The sequence below is a fragment of the Neorhizobium sp. BT27B genome (genome assembly GCF_050455485.1).
Taxonomy (GTDB): Bacteria; Pseudomonadota; Alphaproteobacteria; order Rhizobiales; family Rhizobiaceae; genus Neorhizobium.
The window spans coordinates 120,236-144,076 of record NZ_JBCIYT010000002.1; the positions used below are offsets into that span (position 1 = coordinate 120,236).

At 62.3% G+C, this 23,841-nt stretch carries 23 protein-coding genes; 13 read left to right on the forward strand and 10 right to left on the reverse strand.

Annotated features, from left to right (window positions below):
• Positions 1 to 11 precede the first annotated feature (11 nt).
• The 3 genes from AAIH70_RS06020 to AAIH70_RS06030 all read left to right on the forward strand — a co-directional run bounded on the left by AAIH70_RS06020 (position 12) and on the right by AAIH70_RS06030 (position 2,816).
• Positions 12 to 890: an ABC transporter permease gene (locus AAIH70_RS06020; protein WP_132271294.1), complete on the forward strand. Its 879-nt coding sequence runs from the start codon at positions 12 to 14 to the stop codon at positions 888 to 890.
• 1 nt (position 891) lies between these two features.
• Complete coding sequence (locus AAIH70_RS06025) at positions 892 to 2,097, forward strand: amidohydrolase/deacetylase family metallohydrolase (RefSeq protein WP_132271295.1); 1,206 nt, start codon at positions 892 to 894, stop codon at positions 2,095 to 2,097.
• Positions 2,098 to 2,318: 221 nt separating this feature from the next.
• Complete coding sequence (locus AAIH70_RS06030; RefSeq protein WP_132271296.1) at positions 2,319 to 2,816, forward strand: RidA family protein; 498 nt, start codon at positions 2,319 to 2,321, stop codon at positions 2,814 to 2,816.
• A gap of 16 nt (positions 2,817 to 2,832) precedes the next feature.
• On the opposite strand, the gene AAIH70_RS06035 is transcribed toward AAIH70_RS06030, so the two are convergent.
• Complete coding sequence (locus tag AAIH70_RS06035) at positions 2,833 to 3,657, reverse strand: IclR family transcriptional regulator (protein ID WP_165931908.1); 825 nt, start codon at positions 3,655 to 3,657, stop codon at positions 2,833 to 2,835.
• A gap of 109 nt (positions 3,658 to 3,766) precedes the next feature.
• Between AAIH70_RS06035 and AAIH70_RS06040 the strand changes: the two genes are divergently transcribed.
• Together AAIH70_RS06040 and AAIH70_RS06045 are read left to right on the forward strand one after the other, a co-directional pair.
• Positions 3,767 to 4,963, forward strand: a complete 1,197-nt coding sequence (locus tag AAIH70_RS06040) for an aminotransferase class V-fold PLP-dependent enzyme (protein ID WP_132271298.1) — start codon at positions 3,767 to 3,769, stop codon at positions 4,961 to 4,963.
• Positions 4,964 to 5,223: 260 nt separating this feature from the next.
• Entirely contained in the window at positions 5,224 to 7,056 is a 1,833-nt protein-coding gene (locus AAIH70_RS06045; RefSeq protein ID WP_132271299.1) for an ABC transporter ATP-binding protein, read from the forward strand.
• 16 nt (positions 7,057 to 7,072) lie between these two features.
• On the opposite strand, the gene AAIH70_RS06050 is transcribed toward AAIH70_RS06045, so the two are convergent.
• Positions 7,073 to 7,381 (reverse strand): hypothetical protein, encoded by a 309-nt coding sequence (locus tag AAIH70_RS06050; protein WP_132271300.1) that lies wholly within the window; start codon positions 7,379 to 7,381, stop codon positions 7,073 to 7,075.
• 149 nt (positions 7,382 to 7,530) lie between these two features.
• On the opposite strand from AAIH70_RS06050, the gene AAIH70_RS06055 reads away from it, so the two are divergent.
• From AAIH70_RS06055 to AAIH70_RS06075, 5 genes are all read left to right on the forward strand, one after another.
• Positions 7,531 to 8,271, forward strand: a complete 741-nt coding sequence (locus tag AAIH70_RS06055; RefSeq protein WP_132272507.1) for a response regulator — start codon at positions 7,531 to 7,533, stop codon at positions 8,269 to 8,271.
• A 2-nt stretch (positions 8,272 to 8,273) separates the two neighbouring features.
• Positions 8,274 to 9,644 carry an ATP-binding protein gene (locus AAIH70_RS06060; RefSeq protein WP_132271301.1) on the forward strand — a complete coding sequence of 457 codons (1,371 nt, stop codon included), beginning with the start codon at positions 8,274 to 8,276 and terminating at the stop codon, positions 9,642 to 9,644.
• 74 nt (positions 9,645 to 9,718) lie between these two features.
• Positions 9,719 to 10,291: a hypothetical protein gene (locus AAIH70_RS06065; RefSeq protein ID WP_132271302.1), complete on the forward strand. Its 573-nt coding sequence runs from the start codon at positions 9,719 to 9,721 to the stop codon at positions 10,289 to 10,291.
• 17 nt (positions 10,292 to 10,308) lie between these two features.
• Positions 10,309 to 10,887 carry an SH3 domain-containing protein gene (locus AAIH70_RS06070; protein ID WP_165931909.1) on the forward strand — a complete coding sequence of 193 codons (579 nt, stop codon included), beginning with the start codon at positions 10,309 to 10,311 and terminating at the stop codon, positions 10,885 to 10,887.
• 28 nt (positions 10,888 to 10,915) lie between these two features.
• On the forward strand, positions 10,916 to 11,158 hold the full coding sequence (locus AAIH70_RS06075) for a hypothetical protein (protein WP_132271304.1): 243 nt from the start codon (positions 10,916 to 10,918) through the stop codon (positions 11,156 to 11,158).
• 247 nt (positions 11,159 to 11,405) lie between these two features.
• Here AAIH70_RS06075 and AAIH70_RS06080 read toward each other — a convergent pair whose 3' ends face one another.
• From AAIH70_RS06080 to AAIH70_RS06095, 4 genes are all read right to left on the reverse strand, one after another.
• Positions 11,406 to 12,188: an ABC transporter ATP-binding protein gene (locus tag AAIH70_RS06080; protein ID WP_132271305.1), complete on the reverse strand. Its 783-nt coding sequence runs from the start codon at positions 12,186 to 12,188 to the stop codon at positions 11,406 to 11,408.
• Entirely contained in the window at positions 12,185 to 12,958 is a 774-nt protein-coding gene (locus AAIH70_RS06085) for an ABC transporter permease (protein ID WP_132271306.1), read from the reverse strand. The genes AAIH70_RS06080 and AAIH70_RS06085 overlap by 4 nt, the downstream gene beginning before the upstream one ends.
• 72 nt (positions 12,959 to 13,030) lie before the next feature.
• Complete coding sequence (locus AAIH70_RS06090) at positions 13,031 to 13,975, reverse strand: ABC transporter substrate-binding protein (protein WP_132271307.1); 945 nt, start codon at positions 13,973 to 13,975, stop codon at positions 13,031 to 13,033.
• A 115-nt stretch (positions 13,976 to 14,090) separates the two neighbouring features.
• Positions 14,091 to 15,125: a YeiH family protein gene (locus AAIH70_RS06095; protein ID WP_132271308.1), complete on the reverse strand. Its 1,035-nt coding sequence runs from the start codon at positions 15,123 to 15,125 to the stop codon at positions 14,091 to 14,093.
• 92 nt (positions 15,126 to 15,217) lie between these two features.
• Here AAIH70_RS06095 and AAIH70_RS06100 point away from each other — a divergent pair, with 92 nt between their 5' ends.
• On the forward strand, positions 15,218 to 16,135 hold the full coding sequence (locus AAIH70_RS06100) for a LysR substrate-binding domain-containing protein (RefSeq protein ID WP_132271309.1): 918 nt from the start codon (positions 15,218 to 15,220) through the stop codon (positions 16,133 to 16,135).
• Positions 16,136 to 16,344: 209 nt separating this feature from the next.
• On the opposite strand, the gene AAIH70_RS06105 is transcribed toward AAIH70_RS06100, so the two are convergent.
• The 4 genes from AAIH70_RS06105 to hutI form a co-directional block, all read right to left on the reverse strand.
• Positions 16,345 to 16,890 carry a HutD/Ves family protein gene (locus tag AAIH70_RS06105; RefSeq protein WP_132271310.1) on the reverse strand — a complete coding sequence of 182 codons (546 nt, stop codon included), beginning with the start codon at positions 16,888 to 16,890 and terminating at the stop codon, positions 16,345 to 16,347.
• Position 16,891: 1 nt separating this feature from the next.
• Complete coding sequence (hutU, locus tag AAIH70_RS06110; protein ID WP_132271311.1) at positions 16,892 to 18,580, reverse strand: urocanate hydratase; 1,689 nt, start codon at positions 18,578 to 18,580, stop codon at positions 16,892 to 16,894.
• A 207-nt stretch (positions 18,581 to 18,787) separates the two neighbouring features.
• Positions 18,788 to 20,323 carry a histidine ammonia-lyase gene (hutH, locus tag AAIH70_RS06115; RefSeq protein ID WP_132271312.1) on the reverse strand — a complete coding sequence of 512 codons (1,536 nt, stop codon included), beginning with the start codon at positions 20,321 to 20,323 and terminating at the stop codon, positions 18,788 to 18,790.
• Complete coding sequence (gene hutI / locus AAIH70_RS06120) at positions 20,320 to 21,591, reverse strand: imidazolonepropionase (protein ID WP_132271313.1); 1,272 nt, start codon at positions 21,589 to 21,591, stop codon at positions 20,320 to 20,322. The genes hutH and hutI overlap by 4 nt, the downstream gene beginning before the upstream one ends.
• Before the next feature lie 112 nt (positions 21,592 to 21,703).
• On the opposite strand from hutI, the gene AAIH70_RS06125 reads away from it, so the two are divergent.
• Together AAIH70_RS06125 and hutC are read left to right on the forward strand one after the other, a co-directional pair.
• Positions 21,704 to 23,050, forward strand: a complete 1,347-nt coding sequence (locus AAIH70_RS06125; protein WP_430033608.1) for a formimidoylglutamate deiminase — start codon at positions 21,704 to 21,706, stop codon at positions 23,048 to 23,050.
• Entirely contained in the window at positions 23,047 to 23,772 is a 726-nt protein-coding gene (gene hutC / locus AAIH70_RS06130) for a histidine utilization repressor (RefSeq protein WP_132271315.1), read from the forward strand. Before AAIH70_RS06125 ends, hutC begins: the two co-directional genes overlap by 4 nt.
• Positions 23,773 to 23,841 lie beyond the last annotated feature (69 nt).

Genomic DNA, 23,841 nt, shown 5'->3' on the forward strand with positions numbered 1-23,841 from the left:
GGGGGCGACGGATGACGGATATCGCTGTTACCGAGACCAAACCCGCCGAGAGCGAAGGCTCGAAATTTTTCAAGCGGTTCATCAAACGCAAGACGGTGGCTTTCGGCCTGATCGTGCTGGTCATCTTCGTGACGCTGGCCGTGCTGGCGCCGTGGATCGCGCCTTACTCGCCCTCAAAGCTGTCGATCGTCAACCGGCTGAAGCCGCCGAGCGAGCTGTTCTGGTTCGGCACCGATGAATTCGGCCGCGATGTGTTTTCCCGCACGATCTATTCGGCGCGGCTGTCGCTGCTGATCGGTGCGTCCGTGGTGGTCCTGTCGGCGGCCATCGGCGTGACGCTCGGCCTGCTGGCCGGTTTCTTCCAGAAGCTCGACACGCCGATTGCCCGCCTGATCGATGCGATGATGGCCTTTCCGGACATCCTGCTCGCTATCGCGCTGGTGGCCGCTTTGGGTCCGTCGCTGACGACGGTGATCGTGGCTTTGTCGATCGTCTATTCGCCGCGTCTGGCCCGCATCGTGCGCGCTTCGACGCTGGTGATCCGTGAACTTCCTTATGTAGAAGCGGCGCAGGCGCTCGGCATCTCGACCTTCCACATCATGACGCGGCATGTGCTGCGCAATCTGTTGTCGCCCATCCTCGTTCAGGCCACCTTCCTGTTTGCCAGCGCCATGCTGGCGGAAGCCGGCCTGTCGTTTCTGGGGCTTGGCGTCAGCCCTGAAATTCCGACCTGGGGAACCATGATCGCCGCCGGCCGCCAATATATCGGGCAGGCCGACTGGATGACCTATTTCCCCGGCTTTGCCATCATTCTTTCCGTGCTCTCGCTGCAGATGGTCGGCGACGGGTTGCGGGACATGCTCGATCCAAGACTGCGAAGGGACCTTTGATATGACCGGTGAAAACAACACACCGCTCCTCCTCACCAACGTCAAGCCGATGGCTTTTGGCGCGACTGCACAGACTGGCACGACCGACATTCTCGTCGGCGGTGACGGCAAGATTGCCGCCATCGGTCCGTCGATTGCAGCGCCGGCCGATGCCCGCCGCGTTGACGGCAAGGGCGCCTGGGTTTCTCCGGGCTGGGTCGATCTGCACGTGCATATCTGGCATGGCGGCACCGATATCTCGATCCGTCCGTCCGAATGCGGCGCCGAGCGCGGCGTCACCACGCTGGTCGACGCCGGTTCCGCCGGTGAAGCCAACTTTCACGGTTTTCGCGAATATATCATCGAGCCGTCGAAGGAACGCGTCAAAGCCTTCCTCAATCTCGGTTCGATCGGCCTCGTGGCCTGCAACCGCGTTGCCGAGTTGCGCGATATCCGTGATATCGACCTCGACCGCATCATCGAATGCTACGCCGAAAACAGCGAGCATATCGTCGGCCTGAAGGTGCGTGCCAGCCACGTCATCACCGGTTCCTGGGGCGTGACGCCGGTCAAGCTTGGCAAGAAGATCGCCAAGATCCTCAAAATTCCGATGATGGTGCATGTCGGCGAACCACCGGCGCTTTATGACGAGGTTCTCGAAATCCTCGGCCCCGGCGACGTCGTCACCCATTGCTTCAACGGCAAGGCCGGTTCTTCCATCATGGAAGACGAAGACCTGTTCAACCTGGCTGAGCGCTGCGCCTCGGAAGGCGTGCGCCTCGATATCGGCCATGGCGGCGCGTCCTTCTCGTTCAAGGTTGCGGAAGCCGCGATCGCACGCGGCCTGCTGCCGCATTCGATCTCGACCGACCTGCATGGCCATTCCATGAATTTTCCGGTCTGGGATCTGGCAACGACGATGTCGAAACTGCTGTCGGTCGGCATGCCGTTCGACAAGGTGGTCAATGCGGTTACGCATGCGCCGGCCGAAGTCATCAAGCTCGACATGGAAAACCGCCTGTCGGTTGGCCAGCGAGCCGATTTCACCGTGTTCGACGTGGTCGATTCCGATCTGGAAGCCACCGATTCGAACGGCGATGTTTCGCAACTGCGCCAGCTGTTCGAGCCGCGTTATTCGGTCATCGGCTCGGAAGCGATCACCGCCAGCCGCTATATCCCGCGGGCGCGTAAACTCGTGCGCCACAGCCATGGTTATTCCTACCGTTGAGGCGGTGGGAATGCAGATAAAAGCAAGTCCCTCTCTGGCCTGCCGGCCATCTCCCCCACAAGGGGGGGAGAATACTCGTGGCACCCATCTCGATTGGGTTGCAGCGGATCGGCTGGGTTAAGCCCTCCCCCTTGTGGGGAGGGTGGGGAGGGGTCTTTTTCAGCCCTGCCGCTGAGGCAGACGATATCGCATGACCCGCATTGCATGACACAGGAGTTTGCGTGACCCAGTCCCCGATCAAGGCCGAAGCGACGGCAGCGACGCCGTACGACAGGCTAACCGCGCTCGGCATCACCCTGCCGCCGGCACCGCCGCCGATCGCCAATTTCGTCACGCATGTGATCGAAGGCAATATCCTCTATCTCTCGGGGCAGGGCCCCCGGGAGGCAGACGGTTTCATGCATACCGGCAAGGTGGGCACGGAAGTAACCGCCGAAAAAGCCTATTCCGATGCACGCCTGACCGGCGTCAACCTGCTTGCCGTGATGCATGATGCGCTGGGCGATCTTTCGCGCGTTCGTCGCGTGGTAAAGCTGCTGGGCATGGTCAATGCCGCGCCTGATTTCGGCGATCATCCGCAGGTCATCAACGGTTGCTCCGATCTCTTCAACGCCGTGTTCGGCGAGGCGGGCCAGCATGCCCGCTCGGCGGTCGGTTTCGGTTCGCTTCCCGGCAATATCACGGTCGAGATCGAAGCGATCGTGGCATTGCACGATTAAGGTCGGGAGGAGACGGTCAGTGGTTGCGCCAGCCCATCAGCTTCTCGATCCGCGCTGCCGACTCCTTCACCCGGTCGGCATAACCGGACTTGTCGGCAAGCACCTTCTGCTCCGGCAGAACGATGGAAATCGTCGCCACGCAATCGCCCCTGCTATCGACGATCGGCGAGGCGATGCAGGCGACCGAATAGTCGGACTCACCGGCCTGGATCGACAACCTTTCCTCGAACGCCACCTTGGCGGCGCGCGCCAGTTCGGTCGGGTCTATCGTCGCGCGGCCGGTCGGCGAAATGCGCGCACCGCGCTTGAACAGATCGATCCGTTCGGCTTCCGCCATGTGGCCGACCAGAAGGCGCCCGGAGGCTGTCCAGTTGAGCGGCACGCGGGTGCCGACGCGCGAGGCGACCTGAAAGTGGCTCGGTCCATCGGCCATGGCGAGAACCAGCATATGTTCGGCATCGCGGCCGCAGACCTGCACGGTTTCGCCGGCCTCGCGGCAGAGATCGTGCATTTCGTGGGTGGCGACGCTCATGAAATCCAGCGAGCGGGCATAGGCGAGACCGTAGTGATAGAGCCGAGCGCCAAGCCACAACGTGCCGTCGGCATTGCGGGCCAGCATGTTTTTGTCCACCAGATCGTCGATGATCACGTAGACGGTGGAGAGCGGCGCCTTCACCGCCTTGGCAATCGCGTAAGCACCAGCCGGCGCGCCGGTCTCGTAGAGATAATCGATCACCTGCAAGGCGCGGTCTATGCCGCTGACGCGCGAGCGTTTCGCCTTGGCATCACCGTCAACAGGCGTCGTGTCGGAAAGGTTTTCCGCTGATGTCTTCGTATCCAAAACCACGCTCCTGCGCCTTAAAGAACCTATTTCATTACTATGGCATAGAGGCGTTGAGAGCAACTGAAATCCGCATGTCCATGCGCAGCATACAACCTGGAGAATGACAATGTCCGATGATATCCGCACCAAGATCGGCCTTCGCCCGGTGATCAACGTCTCCGGCACGATGACCGGGCTCGGCGCCTCGATCGTGGTGCCGGAAGCGATTGCCGCGATGACGCAGATCCTGCCGCAATTCGTCGAGGTCAGCGACCTGCAGCGCAAGGCAAGCGCCGTCATCGCGCGGCTGACCGGCGGTGAGGCCGGTTTCGTCACCGCCTCCTGTTCTTCCGGTATCAGCCTTGCGGTGGCGGGCGCCATTACCGGGCCGGACCTTCTGGCGATCGAAAAGCTGCCGGAGGTCTCGACCGAAAAGAACGAGGTTCTGGTGCAGATGGGCCATGTCGTTTCTTACGGCGCACCGGTCGATCAGGCAATCCGGCTGGCCGGCGGCAAGGCCGTGATGATCGGTCAGGCGACCTCGACGCATCGCTACCACATGGAAAATGCCATCACCGAAAAGACGGCCGCGGCTGTGTTCGTGGTGTCGCATCATGTCGTCAATTACGGCCTTCTGCACCTGAAGGAATTCGCCGAGATCGCCCATGCCAAGGGCGTGCCGGTCATCGTTGACGCGGCTTCGGAATATGATCTGCGTATTTTTCTCGAGCAGGGTGCGGATATCGCGCTCTATTCCGGCCACAAGTTTCTCGGCGGCCCGACCTCGGGCATCGTTGCCGGCAAAAAGGAACTCGTGCGCAACGCCTTCCTGCAGAACATGGGCATCGGCCGTGGCATGAAGGTCGGCAAGGAAAGCATTTTTGGCGTCATGGCGGCGCTGGAAGCGTGGGAGAAGCGGGATCACGCCGGCATCCGCGAGCGCGAGACGGGTTACCTGAATCTCTGGAAACAGACGCTGGACAACCGCCCGGGTGTCACCGCGCTGATCGAGCCGGACCCGACCAACAACCCGCTCGACCGCATGCGGGTGATCATCTCTGCCGAGGAAGCGCATATCACCGCATGGGATCTGGCGGCGGTTTTGCGCAGCGGCCCGGTGCCGGTCATCGTGCGCGATCATGAGGTGGAGCATCATTATTTCTACCTCGACCCGTGCAACCTGCATCCGGGCCAGGAAACCGTGGTGGCCTCGCGTCTTGCCGAGGAGCTCGACAAGGCGCGGGCGTCTAATGAGATCATCGCGACGCCGTTCGAGGATCTTTCTCGCCATCGGTTTGATGGTGCTTTGAAGTGGCCGGATTGAGGTTGAAGTAAGACCCCGCCCCAAACCCGACCTGGGCAGAGCCGCGTGTCTCTGCCCGTCCTTGTGGACCCCCACAAGGGGGAGGGGCTTAACCCAGCCGATCCGCTGAGGTTCATTTTGGGCAGGGAGTTTACCGCATATTTTCTCCCCCCTTGTGGGGGAGATGGCCGGCAGGCCAGAGGGGGACTTTTCTGAGGCAGTACGCCGAGATTTTGTGCCCATCCCCGGCAGGGGAACACCAAAACAACAAGGGAACGCCGATGAATACCGCAGCCAAGATCATTCCATCCACCGATCCGGTCCTGTCCGTCGAAAAGCTGCGGACATCCTTCGTGGTCGAGGGAGAATGGAAGCCGGTCGTTCGCGATATTTCCTTCACCGTCGCGCCCGGAGAGACGGTGGCGATCGTCGGCGAGAGCGGTTCGGGCAAATCCGTCACATCGCTGTCGATCATGCGCCTGCTGCAGCCCGATACCAGCCGTATCGAGGGCAAGGTTTTTCTCGGCGGTCGCGATCTGCTGGCTTTGCCGGAACACGAGATGCGCAAGGTGCGCGGCAATGATGTGGCGATGATCTTTCAGGAGCCGATGACGAGCCTCAATCCGCTCTTCACCATCGGTGACCAGATTTCCGAGGCGCTGCTTGCGCATAACGCGATCAGCAAGGCCGAGGCGAAGGCCGAAACCATCCGCATTCTCGAAAAGGTGCGCATTCCATCGGCCGCCTCGCGGTTCGATGAATATCCGCACCGTTTTTCCGGCGGCATGCGCCAGCGCGTGATGATCGCCATGGCGCTTGCGACTAAGCCGAAACTGTTGATCGCCGATGAGCCGACCACGGCGCTCGACGTCACCATTCAGGGCCAGATCCTCGATCTCATCAAGATGCTGCAGGAAGAGGAGGGGACCTCGGTTCTCTTCATCACCCATGACATGGGCGTGGTCGCGGAAATCGCCGACCGTACCGTTGTGATGTATCGCGGCGAGCAGGTCGAGACCGGCGATACCGCCGATATTTTTCACCGCGGCCAGCATCCGTATACGCGGGCGCTTCTGTCCGCCGTGCCGGTGCTGGGCTCGATGCAGGCCTATCAGCGGCCGCTACGTTTTCCGGTGGTCGACGCCGCGACGGGTCTTTCCGATGTGCCGGTCGAGGTTGCCGATACCGTGGCATCCGGCCAGCCGATCCTGCAGGTCAAGAATCTCACCAAACGTTTCGACATCCATTCGGGCCTGTTCGGAAAGCTCAGTGGCCGTGTGCATGCGGTCGAAAACGTTTCTTTTGATCTGGCGGCTGGCGAGACCCTGTCGCTGGTGGGCGAGAGTGGTTGCGGCAAATCCACCACCGGCCGCGCCATCATGCGGCTGATCGAGCCGGAAAGCGGTTCGGTTCTGGTCGAGGGCCGCGAGGTGCTGGCGCTCGATAAAAAGGATATGCGCGAGATGCGCAAATCCGTGCAGATGATCTTTCAGGATCCGTTCGCCTCGCTCAACCCGCGCATGACGGTGGGGGCGGCGATTGCCGAACCTTTCCTCGAGCACAGGATGGGTGATGCGAAACAGGCGAAGGAGGTCGTGGCCGACATGCTGGTCAAGGTCGGCCTGACACCGGATATGGCCAAGCGTTATCCGCACGAGTTTTCCGGTGGCCAGCGCCAGCGTATCTGTATCGCGCGGGCGCTTGCGCTGCGGCCAAAAGTGATCGTTGCGGATGAAAGCGTGTCGGCGCTCGACGTGTCGATCAAGGCGCAGGTGATCAACCTGATGCTCGATCTGCAACAGGAACTCGATCTTGCCTTCCTGTTCATTTCCCACGACATGGCCGTAGTCGAACGCGTCAGCCACCGGGTGGCGGTGATGTATCTGGGGGAAATCGTCGAGATCGGGCCGCGTGCCTCGGTCTTCGGCAATCCGCAGCATGCCTATACGAAACGGCTGATGTCGGCGGTGCCGGTGCCGGACCCGGAACGTCGGCGCATCAAGAATTCCGCTGTGGTGGAGGAGCTGAAAAGCCCGATCCGTCCGGTCGATTACAAGATCGTGCCGATGGAATACCGGGAAGTTTCTCCCGGCCATCTGGTGGCCGAGAGCTGATGGCGTTGCGTCACTCTCAGTAGCGCGAAACACTGCCGCTGCGGGTGACGGTATTGCCATGCGGTCCCGTCGTCGTGCGACCATAGGAATAGCTGCCGGGCGCTGTCTTGGTGACGTAACCGGAGCGGCTGGCGGTATGGCCATAAGGGCCGATCACCACCTTGCTGCGCGAGCATGTGCCGCCGGCGCAGCCGCCGCTGGCGTGACCTGAATAGGTGCCGCGCGGGGTGTGGACGTGGCCGTCACGCGTCCAGGCGTTGGCGCTTTGTGTGGCGGCGCCAAGCAGAAGTGCGGTGGTGGCAAGGATCGAGAGCGTCTTGATCATGGTGTGTTTCCTTCCTCGTTGATGGACGGGAAGAAGCATGCGGCTATCGATTTGCCGGCGTTTTGCAGAAATCTCGAGATTTTTTGCATTTTGTAACAGCCTGCCCGTAACGCTTGCCTGTCACGTCTGGCCATGGAAGATGGATGGCCATGAACGACCGCCATATTCTCATCGTCGAGGACGACCGCGACATCCGCACGCTGCTGACCGAGTTTCTCACCGGTGAGGGTTTTGCCGTCAGTGCCGCTGAAACCACCAGTGCCGCCGAAAAGCTGATGGTGTTGCGCAAGCCGGATCTCGTCGTGCTCGACCTGATGCTGCCGGGCGAGGACGGGCTTTCCTTCTGTCGCCGCCTGCGTGGAAAAAACAGCGATCTGCCGATCCTGATGCTGACGGCCAGGGACGAGGAGATCGATCGCATCGTCGGGCTGGAAATGGGGGCGGACGATTATCTCGGCAAGCCGTTCAATCCGCGCGAACTGCTGGCGCGCATCCGCGCCATCCTGCGGCGTGGTGGCCTGCGCAACGGCGCGGCCGAACAGGTGAATGGCAGTGCAGCCGAAGGTCCCAGCCGCAAGGCTTTTTGTGGCCTCGTTCTCGATCTCGATGCGCGCACCGTCGGTCCCGCCGATGAGGAGGGCGTGTTTTTGACCTCGGCGGAATTCGACCTGCTGATGTGTTTTCTCGAACGTCCGCGTCGCGTTCTGTCACGTGATCAATTGCTGGACTGGACCCGCAGCCGTGTGGCCGATCCGTTCGATCGTACCATCGATGTCACCATGTCGCGGCTGCGCAACAAGCTGACACCGCTGATGCCGCCGGGGCAGGCATTCATCACCACCGTGCGCAGCGCCGGCTATATGCTGTCGGCGCAGGTTACGGACGCCTGACGATGGCCCGGCTCGGGATTTTCTGGCGTATCGTGCTGATCGTGGCGGTTGCCCTGTTCGTCATACAGGTCGTGGTGTTTGAGGGCGTGCGCCGCCACAAGGCGGATGCGACGGTGGAGCGCCGTTATTCTGTCGGCGAACGGATCGTGCCCTATGTCCAGCTTCTCGACCGGACACCGCCTGACGGCCGTCCGACCATTGTTGCGCTGGCAAGAACCAACGGCATAGACCTCAGCTTTTCGCAAACGCCACCGGCCGAACAGCCCTCCCATTTCGGCACTGGCCTTGTGCGCCTGTCCTTCCTTGTCGGGCATGAACTGGAAAGGCAGGGGCTGGGAGACCGCTTTTTCGCTGTCGGCAATGCCGAGGATCGCGATGACGGCGCAGAGGGTAATGACGACGAACGGCGCATTCTGGTGCAGATCGGGCTGGTGTCGGGCGAGGTGGCGCGGTTCGATGTGAACGATACGCTGACCGTGCGCATTCTCGGCTGGCCGATCGGCTTTGGTGCCGGTGCGCTCGGTTTCATCGTCGCCATCGTGGCGCTGGTGGCGGTGGCGCGCGAGGCCCGGCCGATCGCCGCCTTGTCGCGCTCCGTCGACAGGCTCGGCACGCGGCTGCAGCCGGAACCACTGCCGGAGGCCGGCGCCAAGGAAGTGCGCACACTCATTCGCGCCATCAACGCCATGCAGCAGCGCATAGCCACGCTGATCAACAACCGAACCTTTGTCATCGGCGCGATTTCGCACGACCTGAAAACCAACCTGACGCGGCTGCGGCTGCGGCTGGAAATGATGCCGGACAATCCGCACCGTGCCCGCGCGCTGCAGGATGTCGAGACCATGCAGGGGCTGATGACCGATGCGCTGGTGTTTGCCAAGGCAGCGCTGGCGGTGGACGCGGTGGAGGCGATTGATGTGGCTGACATGCTGGCAACGGTGCTGGCCGAACGCGCCATCGTGCCGGATGTCCTCACGCTCGCCGACGGGCCGGAAGCCGCCATGGTGCGCATCCAGCCGGCGGCGCTCAGACGTGTGATCGACAATCTCATCGACAATGCCCAGCGCTATGGCGAGGGCTATCTGGGGGTGTCGCTGGTGAGCGAGGCCGATCATGTGGTGATGGCGATCCGCGACCGTGGGCCGGGCATCGATCCCGACATGCAGGATGTGGTGTTTGACCCGTTCGTGCGGGTGGAAACCTCGCGCAGCCGCGATACCGGTGGCTCGGGCCTGGGGCTGACCATCGTGCGCCAGATCACCGAGGCCTATGGTGGTACGGTGCGGCTCGGCAATCTTCAGCCGCACGGGCTGGAAGCGGTGGTGACGTTGCCGCGTACCGATGCGGCAAAGGCGTCAGCTGTTACAAAATGAAAAGAACCTGACGCATTCAGGAAAACTGCGTCAGCCAATTTGATCCTCATCCACCGCATGAAGAGGATCACGACATGAAAATCGCAATTCCCGCCGCAGCTATCGTGCTGGCCGTTGCCAGCCTTTCCACCGCCGCCATCGCCCAGAACGGTACGCTTCGCCACGCCGTCGAAACCGGCGCGACCAACGTCTCCGATCGCAACGAGGACGACTGGGCCGACGATTATGACTACGGCTATCGCCCCCATCCCGGCTTCGAGCGTGGCATGGCCTTTGGCGAACGCGCCGCCTTTCTGCGCGATCATTACACGCCGAAACGCATGCGCCTGATCATCTCGACCGGGCTGTCCATTCAGGAAACCGCAATCGGCATCCGCACCGATCAGCAGGATGTCTGGCGCGCCTATACCAATGCGGTTCTGGCCATGGTGCCGGAACGCGAGATCGTCACCAGCCTTCTCGGCAAGGATGACGAGAACAGCCAGGGGCCGGATTCCTTTGCCCGCTCCGAAGCGATCGCCGACATGGTGCTGGCCAGCAATGCCAAGGCCGAAACGCTGAAACGGGCCGTCACTGACCTGCGCGCCAAACTCAACCCGGAACAGCGCGAGGCCGCACGCCTGCCGCGCCTGATCGGCCAGATGTGATGGGAAAGGATCTGACCATGTCGATCATCCGCACGGGTAAACGCCTTTCGCCGTCTTTCTGGGCCACCGCCATCCTGCTGGCCGGTTTTGCCATGGCCTCGGAGGCCAGTGCCGCGACGCCCGCCGTCACCACCAATGCCGTCAACCTGCGCGCCGGGCCGGGCACCGCCTATCCGGTGGTCACCACGCTTCCGCCTTCCGCCTCGGTCGCGACCTATGGCTGCCTTGCCGACCGTTCCTGGTGCGATATCGGCTGGGGCGGGCAGCGTGGCTGGGTATCGGCCGCCTATCTGCAGGTCATCCATGCCGGGCGTCCGGTGGTTATTACGCCATCCGTGGCGCCGGCCATCGGCATCGCGGTCGTCGCCTTCAACCATGCCTATTGGCACAACCATTATGCTGGCCGCCCCTGGTACGGGCATTGGGGACGGTATTACCCGGTGCCGCCGCATGTCGGGCCGCATCCCCCGCGCCCACCCCATGTCGACCGCACCGTGACGCGCTCCTGCGGTGGTGGCGTCTGCAGCCGCACCGGCGTCGTCACCGGCCCGAATGGCGGCCACATCGTGCGCCACGGCACCATCAGCCGCTGGTAATTTTCCCCAAAATCAAACGAGGACAATCATGATCAGAAAAACACTCACCATCGCCATCGTGCTTTTTGCAGGTAGCGCCCATGCGCAGCAGGCCGGTCAGGCCCAGATGCAGGCTGCGCGGGAAATCTGCGCACCGGATATGCAGCGGCTTTGCCCCGGCATTTCGCCCGGAGGCGGAAAGCTGAAAGCCTGCATCCATGAACACGCGAGCGAGTTTTCCAAGCCCTGTGCGGATGCGATGAAGGACGTGCGGGCGGCACGGAAGCAGTGATTTTGTAATGGCGCATGTCTTATCCGCGCAGGCCACAGGGCAAGCATATGGAAAAAGACCCCGCCCCAAACCCCTCCCCACAAGGGGGAGGGGCTTAACCTAGCCGCACTGTTTTAACTCAATCGAGGCGGGCGGTTGCCGCATATTTTCTCCCCCCTTGTGGGGGAGATGGCCGGCAGGCCAGAGGGGGACTTTCTTGCATATGCGATAGTCATGTCTCTGTGGATAGAAAGAGAGTCTGCCGCCCTCACTCATGTGACGCCGCAATAGCCTCCGAACGGATCTCTTCCGTCAGCTTCAACCGCAACGCCGAAAACTCCGGGCTGGCCTTCACCGTGTAGTGACGCGGATGCGGCAGGTCGACCGGGGTGATCGACTTGATGCGGCCGGGACGCGCCGTCATCGTCACCACGCGGTTGGCCATGAACACGGCCTCCTCGATATCGTGGGTGACAAAAATCACGGTCTTCTGCTCGCGCTCCCAGATGCCGAGCAGCAGTTCCTGCATCAGCCCGCGCGTCTGGTTGTCGAGTGCGCCAAACGGTTCGTCGAGCAGCAGGATCTTTGGGTCGTTGGCGAGCGCGCGGGCAATCGCCGTGCGCTGCTGCATGCCGCCGGACAGCTGTTTTGGCCAGTGGTTTTCGAAACCGCGCAGGCCGACCTTGTCGATATAGCTGTCGACGATCTCCCATTTCTCCTTCGCCCCAATGCCGCGTTCGCGCAGGCCAAAAGCGACGTTTTCGCGGATCGAGAGCCACGGAAACAGCGTGTAGGACTGGAACACCATGCCACGGTCGGCGCCCGGCCCGGTGATCGTTTTTCCTTCCAGCGTGACGGTGCCGGTCGTCGGTTTGTCCAGCCCGGCGATGATGCGCAGCAGCGTCGACTTTCCGCAGCCGGAAGGGCCGAGGATGGTGACAAAGTCGTTCTTGGCGATGTCGAGATCGGTCGGTTGCAGCGCCGTCACCGGCTTGCCGCCATGCACGCCCGGAAAGATGCGGGAGACGCCCTTTACGATGAGTTCGCTCATGCAAGCCTCCAAGCAAACAGTTTGCGGTTGAGGCTCTTGAAGGCGAAGTCGGAGATCAGGCCGATAATGCCGATGACGATGATGCCGAAGATGATCTGGCCGGTGGCGAGCAGCGCCTGGCTGTTGATGATCATGTAACCGATGCCGGAGGATGCGCCGATCAGTTCCGCGACGATGACATAGGTCCACGCCCAGCCGAGCACGAGGCGCAGCGTTTCGGCGATATCCGGTGCGCTGGACGGGATCAGCACGCGGCGCACGACACCCCGGTCGCTGGCGCCGAGCGTATAGGCGGCCTCGACCAGATCGCGGCGGGTGCCGGAGACGGAGACGGCGACCATCAGGATGATCTGGAAGACGGCGCCGATGAAGATAACCAGCAGTTTCTGCATCTCGCCGATGCCGGCCCAGAGGATGAGCAGCGGCACGAAGGCGGATGCCGGAAGGTAACGGGCGAAGGAGACGAAGGGCTCAAGCAGCGCTTCGATCGGCTTGTAGGCGCCCATCAGGATGCCGAGCGGCACGGCGATCAGCGCCGAGAGAACAAAGCCGCCGACGACGCGCCAGATGGTCATGCCGATATCCACGGCAAAACCCTGGTTGACGAGCAGGTCATAACCATCCCGCAGCATGGTGATGGGATCGGCGAGAAAGGTTTTCGAGACAAAACCGCCCAGCGTCGCAAACGCCCAGCCGGAAAAGAAGATCACGAAAAACAGGATGCCGAGGGCAATGCGCACACGCGCACTGATCGGTTGGAGAGGTTGCATGACGCGCCCCTTCTACAGACATGAAGGGAGCGCCGGCGGTGCGGCGCTCCATGCGATATGGCGATGCTCAGCTTACTTGATGAAAGCCGGGTCTGCGAGCTTGGTGAGGTCGGGCTTCGCCTTGATGACGCCTGCCTGCAGCAGCAGTTCGGCAGCCTCGTCGTTGAACGTCTTGAAGCCGGTCTCGAAGAACTTCAGCGAGGCATCGCGGTCCTGCCATGTCAGGAAGGCGGCGGATTCACCGAACTGCGCGCCGCTCTGCTTGACGTCCTTGCCCATGATCTCGAAGGACTTGTCCTTGTCCGTCTTGATCAGTTCCAGTGCCTCGTAATAGCTCTTGGCCAGCGCCTTGGCGGCGTCCGGATTGTCTTTCAGGAAGGCATTGGTGCAGCCAAACGTGTCGAGAACGGCCGGGTAATCATTGGTGGTGGCGATGATCTTGCCCTTGGTGGGTTCGGCGCGCACCGAGGACAGATAGGGCTCATAGGTCATGGCCGCATCGTTCTGGCCGGCGAGCAGCGCCTGTGCCGCCGGGCCGGGCTCCATGTTGACGATTTTCACGTCCTTCATGGTCATGCCGTTCTTGCCGAGGATCCAGGCGAGCAGAAAGTAGGGCGAGGTGCCCGGCGCGGAAGCCGCCACCGTCTTGCCCTTCAGGTCGGCGATCTTCTCGATGCCCGGCTTAGCGGCGATGCCGTCACCGCCATGGGATACGGAAAGCTGGAACATCTGCGTGGTTTCGATGCCGACGGCATTCCAGACGATCCAGGTTTCCACCGTGGTGGCGGCGCATTGCACGTCACCCGAGGCGAGGGCCAGATGGCGGCTGCCCTGCGGGATCTTCTTGATGGTGACGTCGAGGCCGTTTTTCTTGAAGATGCCGGCTTCTTTGGCCAGCGTCAGCGGCGCAAAACCGGTCCAGCCGGAAATGCCCATCGAGACCGCAGTCTCGGCCTTGGCGGCGGTGGACGCCAAAAGGGTCGCCATGACGGCGGCAATCGTGGCAAGCTTTTTCATGTGGTCTGTTCCCCTGTCTGCTTCATTATTCAGCAGGTCAGTCGCCTGCCTATAAAGTGATATTAGGCATGGGATCGCAGACTTGTCTATACATAATGCGGCGGTTTTACCGGGATCAGTGGCCGCCAAAAACTTTGAGGAAAATCAGGGCAAGACCGGAGAGGAAAGCCAGCGACAGCATGGCGGCGCCGATGACACGGGCACCGGATTGGCGGATGCTGCGGATATCCACCGACAAGCCAAGCGCCGCCATCGAGACGATGGTGAGAAGGCCCGACGTGGCCGAGGTAGGTGCAAGGGCTGCCTGCGGGATCATGTCGGCGGAGCGCAGTGCCATCAGCGCGGCAAAACCGAGGATGAACCACGGCACCATGCTTTTCCAGCAGAGTTTGCCGCCGGTATTGCGACCATGCAGTACGGAAAGCGTGGCGATGACCGGGCCGAGCATCATGACACGGATGAGTTTCACCAGCGTGCCGGTCTGCACGCTGATCAGGCCGGCAGGGGCGGTGGCCGCCAGAACCTGCGGCACGGCATAAACGGTGAGGCCGGCGAACACGCCGTAATCGGCAACACCCAGCGACAGCGGCATCTGCAGCAGCGGCAGGGCTAGTACAAGGGCGACGCCGAGGACGGCGGTGAAGGCGATCGACGAGGCGATCTCGTCCGGTTTGGCGTGAATGACCGGGGCTGCGGCGGCAATCGCCGAATTGCCGCAAATAGAATTGCCGCAGGCCACCAGCGTCGCGATGCGGGGCGACAGGCCGACAAGGCGGCCGATGCCATAACTGCCGATCAGCGACAGGGCGACAATCACCATGATGGCGACGACCAGCGTCAGGCCGGCATCCTCGATGGCGGAGATGCTGATCGAGGCGCCCAGCAGCACGACAGCCACTTCCAGTACGGTTTTTGCGCAGAACTGGATGCCTGCATCCAAGGACGGCGACAGGTCGAAACAGGAGCGCACGGCCATGCCGACAAGGATGGCGAGCACGAGGCTTTCGATCCAGCGACCCTGCAAAAACTGAATTTCGGCGGCTTCCAGAGCAATCGCAACCGCCGACACGGCAAGTGTCGCCAGCACGCCTGGCAAAAGGCGGGTGAGGGCGTGCGGCATGCTGTGGTCGGTATGGGTGGCAAGAGCCATCGTGCTCTCCAATCGTGTAATGTCACGATGCGCTTCCACGATGTTCAGTTCCATCGTATAATAGCTGATGTTTCATGCGGCAAAATCGAACGATGACCTTTGAACAGCTTGCCATCTTTGTCGCCGTTGCCGAGCGCGAACATTTGACCCGGGGTGCAGAGGCCGTGGGGCTGACGCCGTCTGCGGCGAGTTCCGCCATCCGCAATCTCGAAGGGTTTTACGGTGTCGAGCTGTTTCACCGGGTGGGGCGGCGTATCGAGCTGACGGAAGCCGGCCGGATGTTTCTGGGCGAGGCGAAGGCAACGCTGGCGCGGGCGAAAAGCGCCGAACTGATGTTGTCGGAAATGAGCGGTCTGGCGCGCGGAGAGATCCGCGTTTTCGCCAGCCAGACGATCGCCAGCTACTGGCTGCCGCCGATCCTGTTGAAATTCAAACGGCTTTATCCCGGTGTCGAGCTGAAGCTGACGATCGGCAATACCCGCATGGTAGCCGATGCGATCCGCGACGGACTGGGCGAGGTGGGCTTCATCGAGGGGCTGATCGACGAGCCGGCGCTGTCGGTTCTGCCGATCGTGGCGGACCGGCTGGTGGTGGTGGCAAGCCCGGTGCATCCGTTTGCCGATGGCCGCGCGATCGGGCGCGAGGACATCACCTCCGTGACCTCATGGGTTTTGCGTGAAAAGGGGTCTGGTACACGCTCGGCTTTCGAGGAGGCGCTGTCGGGCATGGGCATCGGCGTGAATGATATTTCGGTCGTGCTGGAACTGCCGTCCAACGAGGCGGTGGTATCGGCGGTGCGCTCGGGCGATTGCGCGACGGCTGTGTCCGGCATGGTGGCGGCACCGTTTCTGCGGCAGGGTTTGTTGGTGCGCGCGGGGATCGAGTTGCCGGCGCGCAATTTTGCCATTCTGCGGCACAAGGAGCGCCATCGCGGACGGGCGGCGGAGGAACTGGAACGCATCAGCCGTGCGGCGGCGGATGAGCATAAGGCGGGGTTGATGGGGTTGTGAGAGGGGATGTTCTGGGTAGGGTGCCGTTCAGCATCTTCTCCCCATCGGGGAGAAGTGCCGGAGCGACAGCGAGGCGATGAGGGGGGACACGGCATGACCTCTCGATGTGGCTTCGCTCCCCCTCATCCGACCCTTCGGGCCACCTTCTCCCCCAAGGGGAGAAGATAATTGGAGTCTGTTGCGCCCTTTTCGCAAAGCCTTGGTTCCCGTCAGAAAAGCCGGATCACAAACCCGTCGCCATCGCCGGAAATCTCGACGGCTTTGCCCGTTTCCAGCAAGGCACAATCAAGTGCGGCCAACGTTTCGTTCTGCACCCGCATCGCGCCCCGATGGCACAAAACCAGCGTCGCCCCGGCACTCGGCCCCAGCGTCACCGGTGCCACGATCTTGTCCACCGAGTGCGAAAATCGCCCGCGTCGCGTCATCACGTTGAGGTCGGTGATCGTACCGTCCGCTAGCTTTGCCATCGTCGGCGCATCGGCCGGAAACGGGTGAGGCGCGGATGTCTGTGTCAGCAGAACCGGCTCGCATCCGTCCACGAGAAGCGCCATGCCCGCACCCTCGAGGATCGACAGCGTGCGGTCGATGCCGTCGAATACCGAGAACGGTCCATCCTCCGAAACCGTGGCCATGCTGATGCGCCAGTCGAACGTGTCGACCGTGGCACCTTGCGGAAAGACGGCGATTTCCACCGTCTCTCCGCGTCCGTTTTTCCATGGCATGCGCCGGTGATCGGCAGCGCGCAGGATCCGCATGTCAGTTGCCCAGAATGCCGGGAAGCCGCAGGCCTTTTTCCGTGGCGCAATCGACCGCGATCTCATAACCCGCATCGGCATGGCGCATGACGCCGGTGGCCGGGTCGTTCCAGAGCACGCGCTCCAGACGGCGGTCGGCATCTTCCGAGCCATCGGCGCAGATGACCATGCCGGAATGTTGCGAATAGCCCATGCCGACACCGCCGCCGTGGTGCAGCGATACCCATGTCGCGCCCGATGCGGTGTTGAGAAGCGCGTTGAGCAGCGGCCAGTCGGAGACGGCGTCCGATCCGTCCTTCATGGCTTCCGTCTCGCGGTTGGGCGAGGCGACGGAACCTGAATCGAGATGGTCGCGACCGATGACGATCGGTGCCGACAATTCGCCGTTGCGGACCATCTCGTTGAAGGCGAGGCCGAGCTTGTGGCGATCGCCGAGGCCCACCCAGCAAATGCGCGCGGGCAGGCCCTGGAATGCGATGCGCTCGCGCGCCATGTCCAGCCAGTTGTGCAGATGTTTGTTGTCCGGCAGCAGTTCCTTCACCTTGGCGTCGGTCTTGTAGATATCCTCCGGCTCGCCCGAGAGGGCCGCCCAGCGGAACGGGCCGATGCCACGGCAAAACAGCGGGCGGATATAGGCGGGTACGAAACCGGGGAAGGCGAAGGCATTTTCCAGACCTTCGTCCTTGGCGACCTGGCGGATATTGTTGCCGTAATCGAGCGTCGGCACGCCGGCATCCCAGAAGGCGACCATGGCTTCGACATGCGCTTTCATCGATGCGCGGGCCGCCACTTCGACCGACTTCGGATCGCTTTCGCGCTTGGCCTTGGCTTCCTCGACCGTCCAGCCGAGCGGCAGGTAACCGTTGCGCGGGTCATGCGCCGACGTCTGGTCGGTGACGATATCGGGGCGCGGACCACCGGCCTGCATGCGGCGGACGAGTTCCGGGAAGATCTCGGCGGCATTGCCGAGCAGGCCGACGGATTTGGCTTCGCCCTTCGCCGTCCATTCGGCGATCATGGCGAGCGCTTCGTCCAGCGTTTTTGCCTTGGCATCGACGTAACGGGTGCGCAGGCGGAAATCGATGCGGGTTTCGTCGCATTCGACTGCGAGGCAGCAGGCGCCGGCCATGACGGCGGCGAGCGGCTGGGCGCCGCCCATGCCACCGAGACCGCCGGTGAGGATCCATTTGCCCTTGAGGCTGCCGTCATAATGCTGGCGGCCGGCTTCGACGAAGGTTTCGTATGTGCCCTGCACGATGCCCTGCGTGCCGATATAGATCCACGAACCGGCGGTCATCTGGCCGTACATGGCGAGACCCTTTTTATCCAGTTCGTTGAAATGGTCCCAGGTTGCCCAGTGTGGCACGAGGTTGGAATTGGCGATCAGCACGCGCGGCGCATCCTTGTGGGTGCGAAACACGCCGACCGGCTTGCCGGACTGCACGAGCAGGGTTTCTTCCTCGGTCAGTGTCTTCAGCGTATTGGCGATCTGGTCGAAATCCGCCCAGGTGCGGGCGGCGCGGCCGATGCCGCCATAAACGACCAGTTCATGCGGGTTTTCCGCCACGTCCGGGTCGAGATTGTTCATCAGCATGCGCAAGGGCGCTTCGGTCATCCAGCTTTTGGCGGTGAGTTCGTTTCCGCGGGGGGAGCGGACGTCGCGAATGTTGTGGCGCGGATTGGTGGTCATTTCGTTTCCCTCTTCATTGTTTTTCGTGTGTCGCAACCGCCCCCTCATCCGGCCTTCGGCCACCTTCTCCCCGTCGGGGAGAAGAGGGGATGTGGCGCCCCGGTGTCTAGAAAAGTTGGCGTTGAGAACGCGGCATTCTCCCTCCTCTCCCCAGCGGGGAGAGGGTGGCGCAAAGCGCCGAGTGAGGGGGAGCCACACCCGCCACCATCACGTCTCCAGCACCGGCAAAATATCCGCCGAAACCGCCGCGTTCAGCGTCCCATTGCCGACCAGATCACTGGCGGCCTGCAGGTCGCCGGCCATATAGCGGTCCTCCTCCAGCGTCGGCACGACGGCGCGGATCGCGGCAATCGCGGCCTGCAATTCGGGGCTGGTGACCAGCGGCGCGCGCAGTTCCACGCCCTGTGCCGCCGTCAGTGCCTCGATGCCGATGATGGCGAACAGGTTGTCGGTCATGGGCAGAAGACGACGCGCGCCGTGGCAGGCCATCGAGACGTGATCCTCCTGATTGGCGGAGGTTGGGGTGGAATCCACCGAGGCCGGGTGCGACATCTGCTTGTTTTCACTCATCAGCGCGGCGGATGTGACTTCGGCGATCATCAGGCCGGAATTGAGGCCCGGCTTTTTGGCGAGGAAGGCCGGCAGGCCGTAGGACAGGGCCGGATCGACCAGAAGCGCGATACGGCGCTGCGCAATCGCGCCGATCTCGCAGACGGCAAGGGCGATCTGGTCGGCGGCGAAGGCCACCGGTTCGGCGTGGAAATTGCCACCCGAGACGACGGAATTGTCGGAGAGCACCAGCGGATTGTCGGTGACGGCATTGGCCTCGATTTCCAGCGTGCGCGCGACGGAGCGCAGGAGGTCGAGGCAGGCGCCATCCACCTGCGGCTGGCAGCGGATGCAATAGGGGTCCTGCACACGTTCGTCGCCTTCGATATGGCTTTCGCGGATGACCGAGCTGGCCAGAAGAGCGCGAAGGGCAGCGGCGGTATCGATCTGGCCCTTGTGGCCACGCAACGTGTGGATGTCCGGGTGGAAGGGCGCGGAAGAACCCATGGCGGCATCGGTGGACATGGCGCCGGTGATCAGTGCCGCCTGTGCTGCGCGATGGGCGCGAAACAGGCCGGCGAGTGCCAGCGCGGTGGATGTCTGGGTGCCGTTGATCAGCGCCAGGCCTTCTTTTGCCGCGAGCACGACCGGCGTCAGGCCAGCTTTTGCCAAGGCTTCGGCACCGGAAAGACGTTCGCCGTCAAAGAATGCTTCGGCTTCACCCATCATCACCGCTGCCATATGGGCAAGCGGGGCGAGATCACCGGAGGCTCCGACAGAGCCTTTTTCCGGGATGACCGGAATGACGCCCTTGTCCAGCATGGCCTCGATCAGCCGCACCAGTTCCAGCCGCACGCCGGAAGCGCCGCGACCGAGCGACACCAGCTTCAGCGCCATGATCAGCCGCACGACATTTTCCGGCAGGGGAGCGCCGACGCCGCAGCAATGCGACAGAATGAGATTGCGCTGCAGGGTGGCGACATCGGCGGCATCGATCTTGATCGAGGCGAGTTTCCCAAAACCGGTATTGATGCCGTAGACCGGCGCATTGCCGGCGGCGATTTCGGCTATGCGCGCAGCGGCGCGCTGAATGCCCGCATCAAAGGAAGCATCGAGTTTTGCCGGTTCGCCGGTCCAGTAGATGGTTTCGAGCTGGCTGAGCGAAACGGAGCCGGGGTGGAGCGTGATGGTCATGCTAGAGCGCCTTTGAAAATGCGGGCGTGGATGGGGTTGAAGCCGATGCGGTAAACCAGCTCGGCGGGGCAATCGATGTTCCAGACCACAAAGTCGGCCGACTTTCCGGCTTCCAGCGTGCCGGTTTCGGAGAGAAGCCCGAGGGCGCGGGCGCCTTCGCGGGTGGCGCCGGCAAGGCATTCTTCCACGGTGAGGCGGAAGAGGGTGGCCGACATGTTCATGGTCAAAAGCAGCGAGGTGAGCGGCGAGGTGCCGGGATTGCTGTCGGTGGCGATGGCAATCCTTGTGCCGGCATTGCGCAGTGCCTGAACGGGTGGTTTTTGCGTTTCGTTGATGGCGTAAAAGGCGCCGGGCAAAAGCACGGCAACGGTGCCGGCAGCCGCCATGGTGGCAGCGCCTTCGGCATCGAGATATTCGAGATGATCGGCCGACAGCGCGCCATAGGATGCGGCCATCTTTGCGCCGCCGAGGTTCGACAGCTGTTCGGCGTGCAGTTTGACCGGGAGGCCAAGTGCCTTGGCGTGATCGAACACGCGGCGCATCTCTTCCACCGAAAAGGCGATGCCCTCGCAAAACCCGTCGACGGCATCGATCAGGCCTTCGGCATGGGCTGCGTCCATGCCGGGAAGCACGACGTCGGAAATGTAATCGCCGTTGCGGCCCTTGTATTCCACCGGTGTCGCATGGGCTGCCAGATAAGAGGTGACGATGCGGACGGGCCGGATTTTTTCCAGTGTGCGGGCGGCGCGCAGCATGTTGAGTTCGCCCTCGATATTCAGGCCGTAACCGGACTTGATCTCGACGGTCGAAACACCTTCGGACAGCAGCGTATCGAGGCGAGGCAGGGCAGCGGCGACCAGTCCTTCGACGGTCAGCGCATTGGTGGCCTTGAGCGAAGAAACGATGCCGCCGCCGGCGCGGGCGACCTCTTCATAGGTTGCGCCCTCCAGCCGCATCTCGAATTCGCGGGCGCGGTTGCCGCCGTAAACGAGGTGGGTGTGGCAATCGACCAGAGCCGGCGTGATCCAGCGGTTTTCGAGATCGACGATGGTCTCGATCGCCTTGAGGTGGGCGGGAAGATTTGCCGCGGAGCCGACATAGGTGATGCGGCCATTTTCGGTGGCGATCACCCCGTCTTCGATGATGCCGAGGCCGGACAGGGTTTCATCAAGCGTTGCAATGCGGGCATTGCGCCACAGGGTTCGTGCGACCCCGGAGCCTGCCGAAGTGGCTTTGAAATCGACGTCTGGAGCGTTTCTGTCCGTCATTTTCACCTTCCCAAGTTGGCGATAATGTATATACATAATGAAGAGCGTGGCAATACGGAATTTTTCGGGATTATCGTGTCGCCCGTCAGGCAGGCAGCGAGGAGTTTTCGGAATGACGACGATTTTTGCGCAATCGGCTTTGTTGCCAAATGGTTGGGTGAGCAATGTGCGGCTGACGATGGCGGCCGGCCACATTGCCGCGATCGAGGCCGGCGCGGAGCCGCAATCCGGCGACGAGCGTCATGCTGTTTTGCTGCCATCCATGCCCAATCTGCACAGCCACGCCTTTCAGCGCGGCATGGCAGGGCTGGCGGAAGTGCGTGGACCTTCGAATGACAGCTTCTGGAGCTGGCGCACCGTCATGTACAAGTTTGCCCTGTCGATGACGCCCGAACATGTCGAGGCCGTTGCCGCGCAGCTTTGCATGGAAATGCTGGAAGCCGGTTTTTCCCGTGTCGGCGAGTTCCATTACCTGCATCATGACCGCGATGGTACGCCTTATGCCAACCCGGCGGAACTGGCGGCGCGCATCGCTGCCGCAAGCGTCGAGACCGGTCTGTCGCTGACGCTGCTGCCGGTGTTTTATGCGCATTCCGGTTTTGGTGGTGGCGCACCCGCCGAAGGGCAACGGCGATTCATCCATTCGCTCGATGCGTTCGAAAAGCTGATGTCGTCCTGCGGCAATCTTATTGGCGGTCTCGATGGTGCCGTGCTCGGTGTCGCGCCGCATTCGCTGCGGGCGGTGACGCCGGAAGAACTGGCGGCCGTCTTGCAGATGGCAAAGGGCGGGCCGGTGCATATCCATGTTGCCGAACAGGTCAAGGAAGTGGAGGATTGCATCGCATGGTCGGGCGCGCGGCCGGTGGAATGGCTGCTGGACAATGCGCCGGTCGATGAACGCTGGTGCCTGATCCACGCCACCCACATGACGGACACCGAAACGCGGGCGATGGCGAAGCGCCGTGCGGTGGCCGGCCTTTGCCCGATCACCGAGGCCAATCTCGGCGACGGCATTTTTGCAGCACCCGCGTTTCTGGAAGAGGGCGGGCAGTTCGGCATCGGCTCGGATTCCAATATTCTCATCTCGCTGCCGGAAGAGTTGCGGACCTTTGAATATTCGCAGCGCTTTGGTTTGCGGGCGCGAAACGTGGTGGCGGAAAGCGGCGGTTCGACCGGCCGGAGATTGTTCGAGGGCGCGCTTGCGGGTGGAGCGCAGGCGCTTGGAACGGCAGCAGGTCTCGTTGAAGGTTATCCCGCCGACATGGTTTCGCTGGATGTCTCGACCACGCCCTATCTTGCGCCGGATAACATTCTCGATCATTGGCTGTTTGCGGGTGGCGTGTCTGTCGATTGCGTCTGGGCGCGTGGTATTCGTCAGGTGTCCGGTGGCCGGCATAACCGCCGCCAGGAAATTTCCAGCCGTTTCCAGGCGGCGATGAAGGAGCTTTTGTCGCAATGACAGTTTTGAGGGATGCGACGCTGCATCAGCGTATCCTCGGCGATATCGAAGCCCGCATCGTCTCGGGCGAATGGCCGCCGGGGCACCGTATCCCGTTCGAAGTGGATCTCGCTGCCGAATATGGCTGCTCGCGGATGACCACCAACAAGGTGCTGACCCAGCTTGCCAAATCCGGGCTGATCGAACGCCGCAAAAAATCCGGCAGTTTTGTCGCGCATCCGAGGGCGCAATCGGCGGTGCTGACGATTGCCGAAATCGAGGCGGAAGTGCAGTCGCTGCGGCTGGCCTACACACATGCCATCCACGCCCGCGCCAAACGCCGCGCCAATGCCGGCGATAAGCAGCGACTGGAATTGTCGCAAGCCGCATCGGTGCTGGATATCACCTGCATCCACCGCGCCGGTTCTGCCCCCTTCTGTCTGGAAGAGCGGCTGATCAGCCTGACCACCGTGCCGGAAGCCGAGGCAGAAACATTTGAAACCGTGTCGCCCGGTACGTGGCTGTTGAAACAGGTGCCATGGAGCGCTGCCGAACACCGTATCTCGGCAGCATCGGCCGATGCCGCAATTGCCGGCCTTCTCGGGATCGAAAAAGGCACGGCCTGCCTCGTCATCGAACGGCGGACATGGAGCCCGGCCGGGCCGGTCACATCCGTGCTGCTTACCTATCCGGGTGACCGTCATGCGCTGGTGGCAAAATTTGCGCCGGGCGGCGAGGGGTAAAGGTATTCTCAGGGTGTCAGGAGGCGCGACATGTATCGCTACTCTAGGAATTTTCTGCCTTTGACAAAC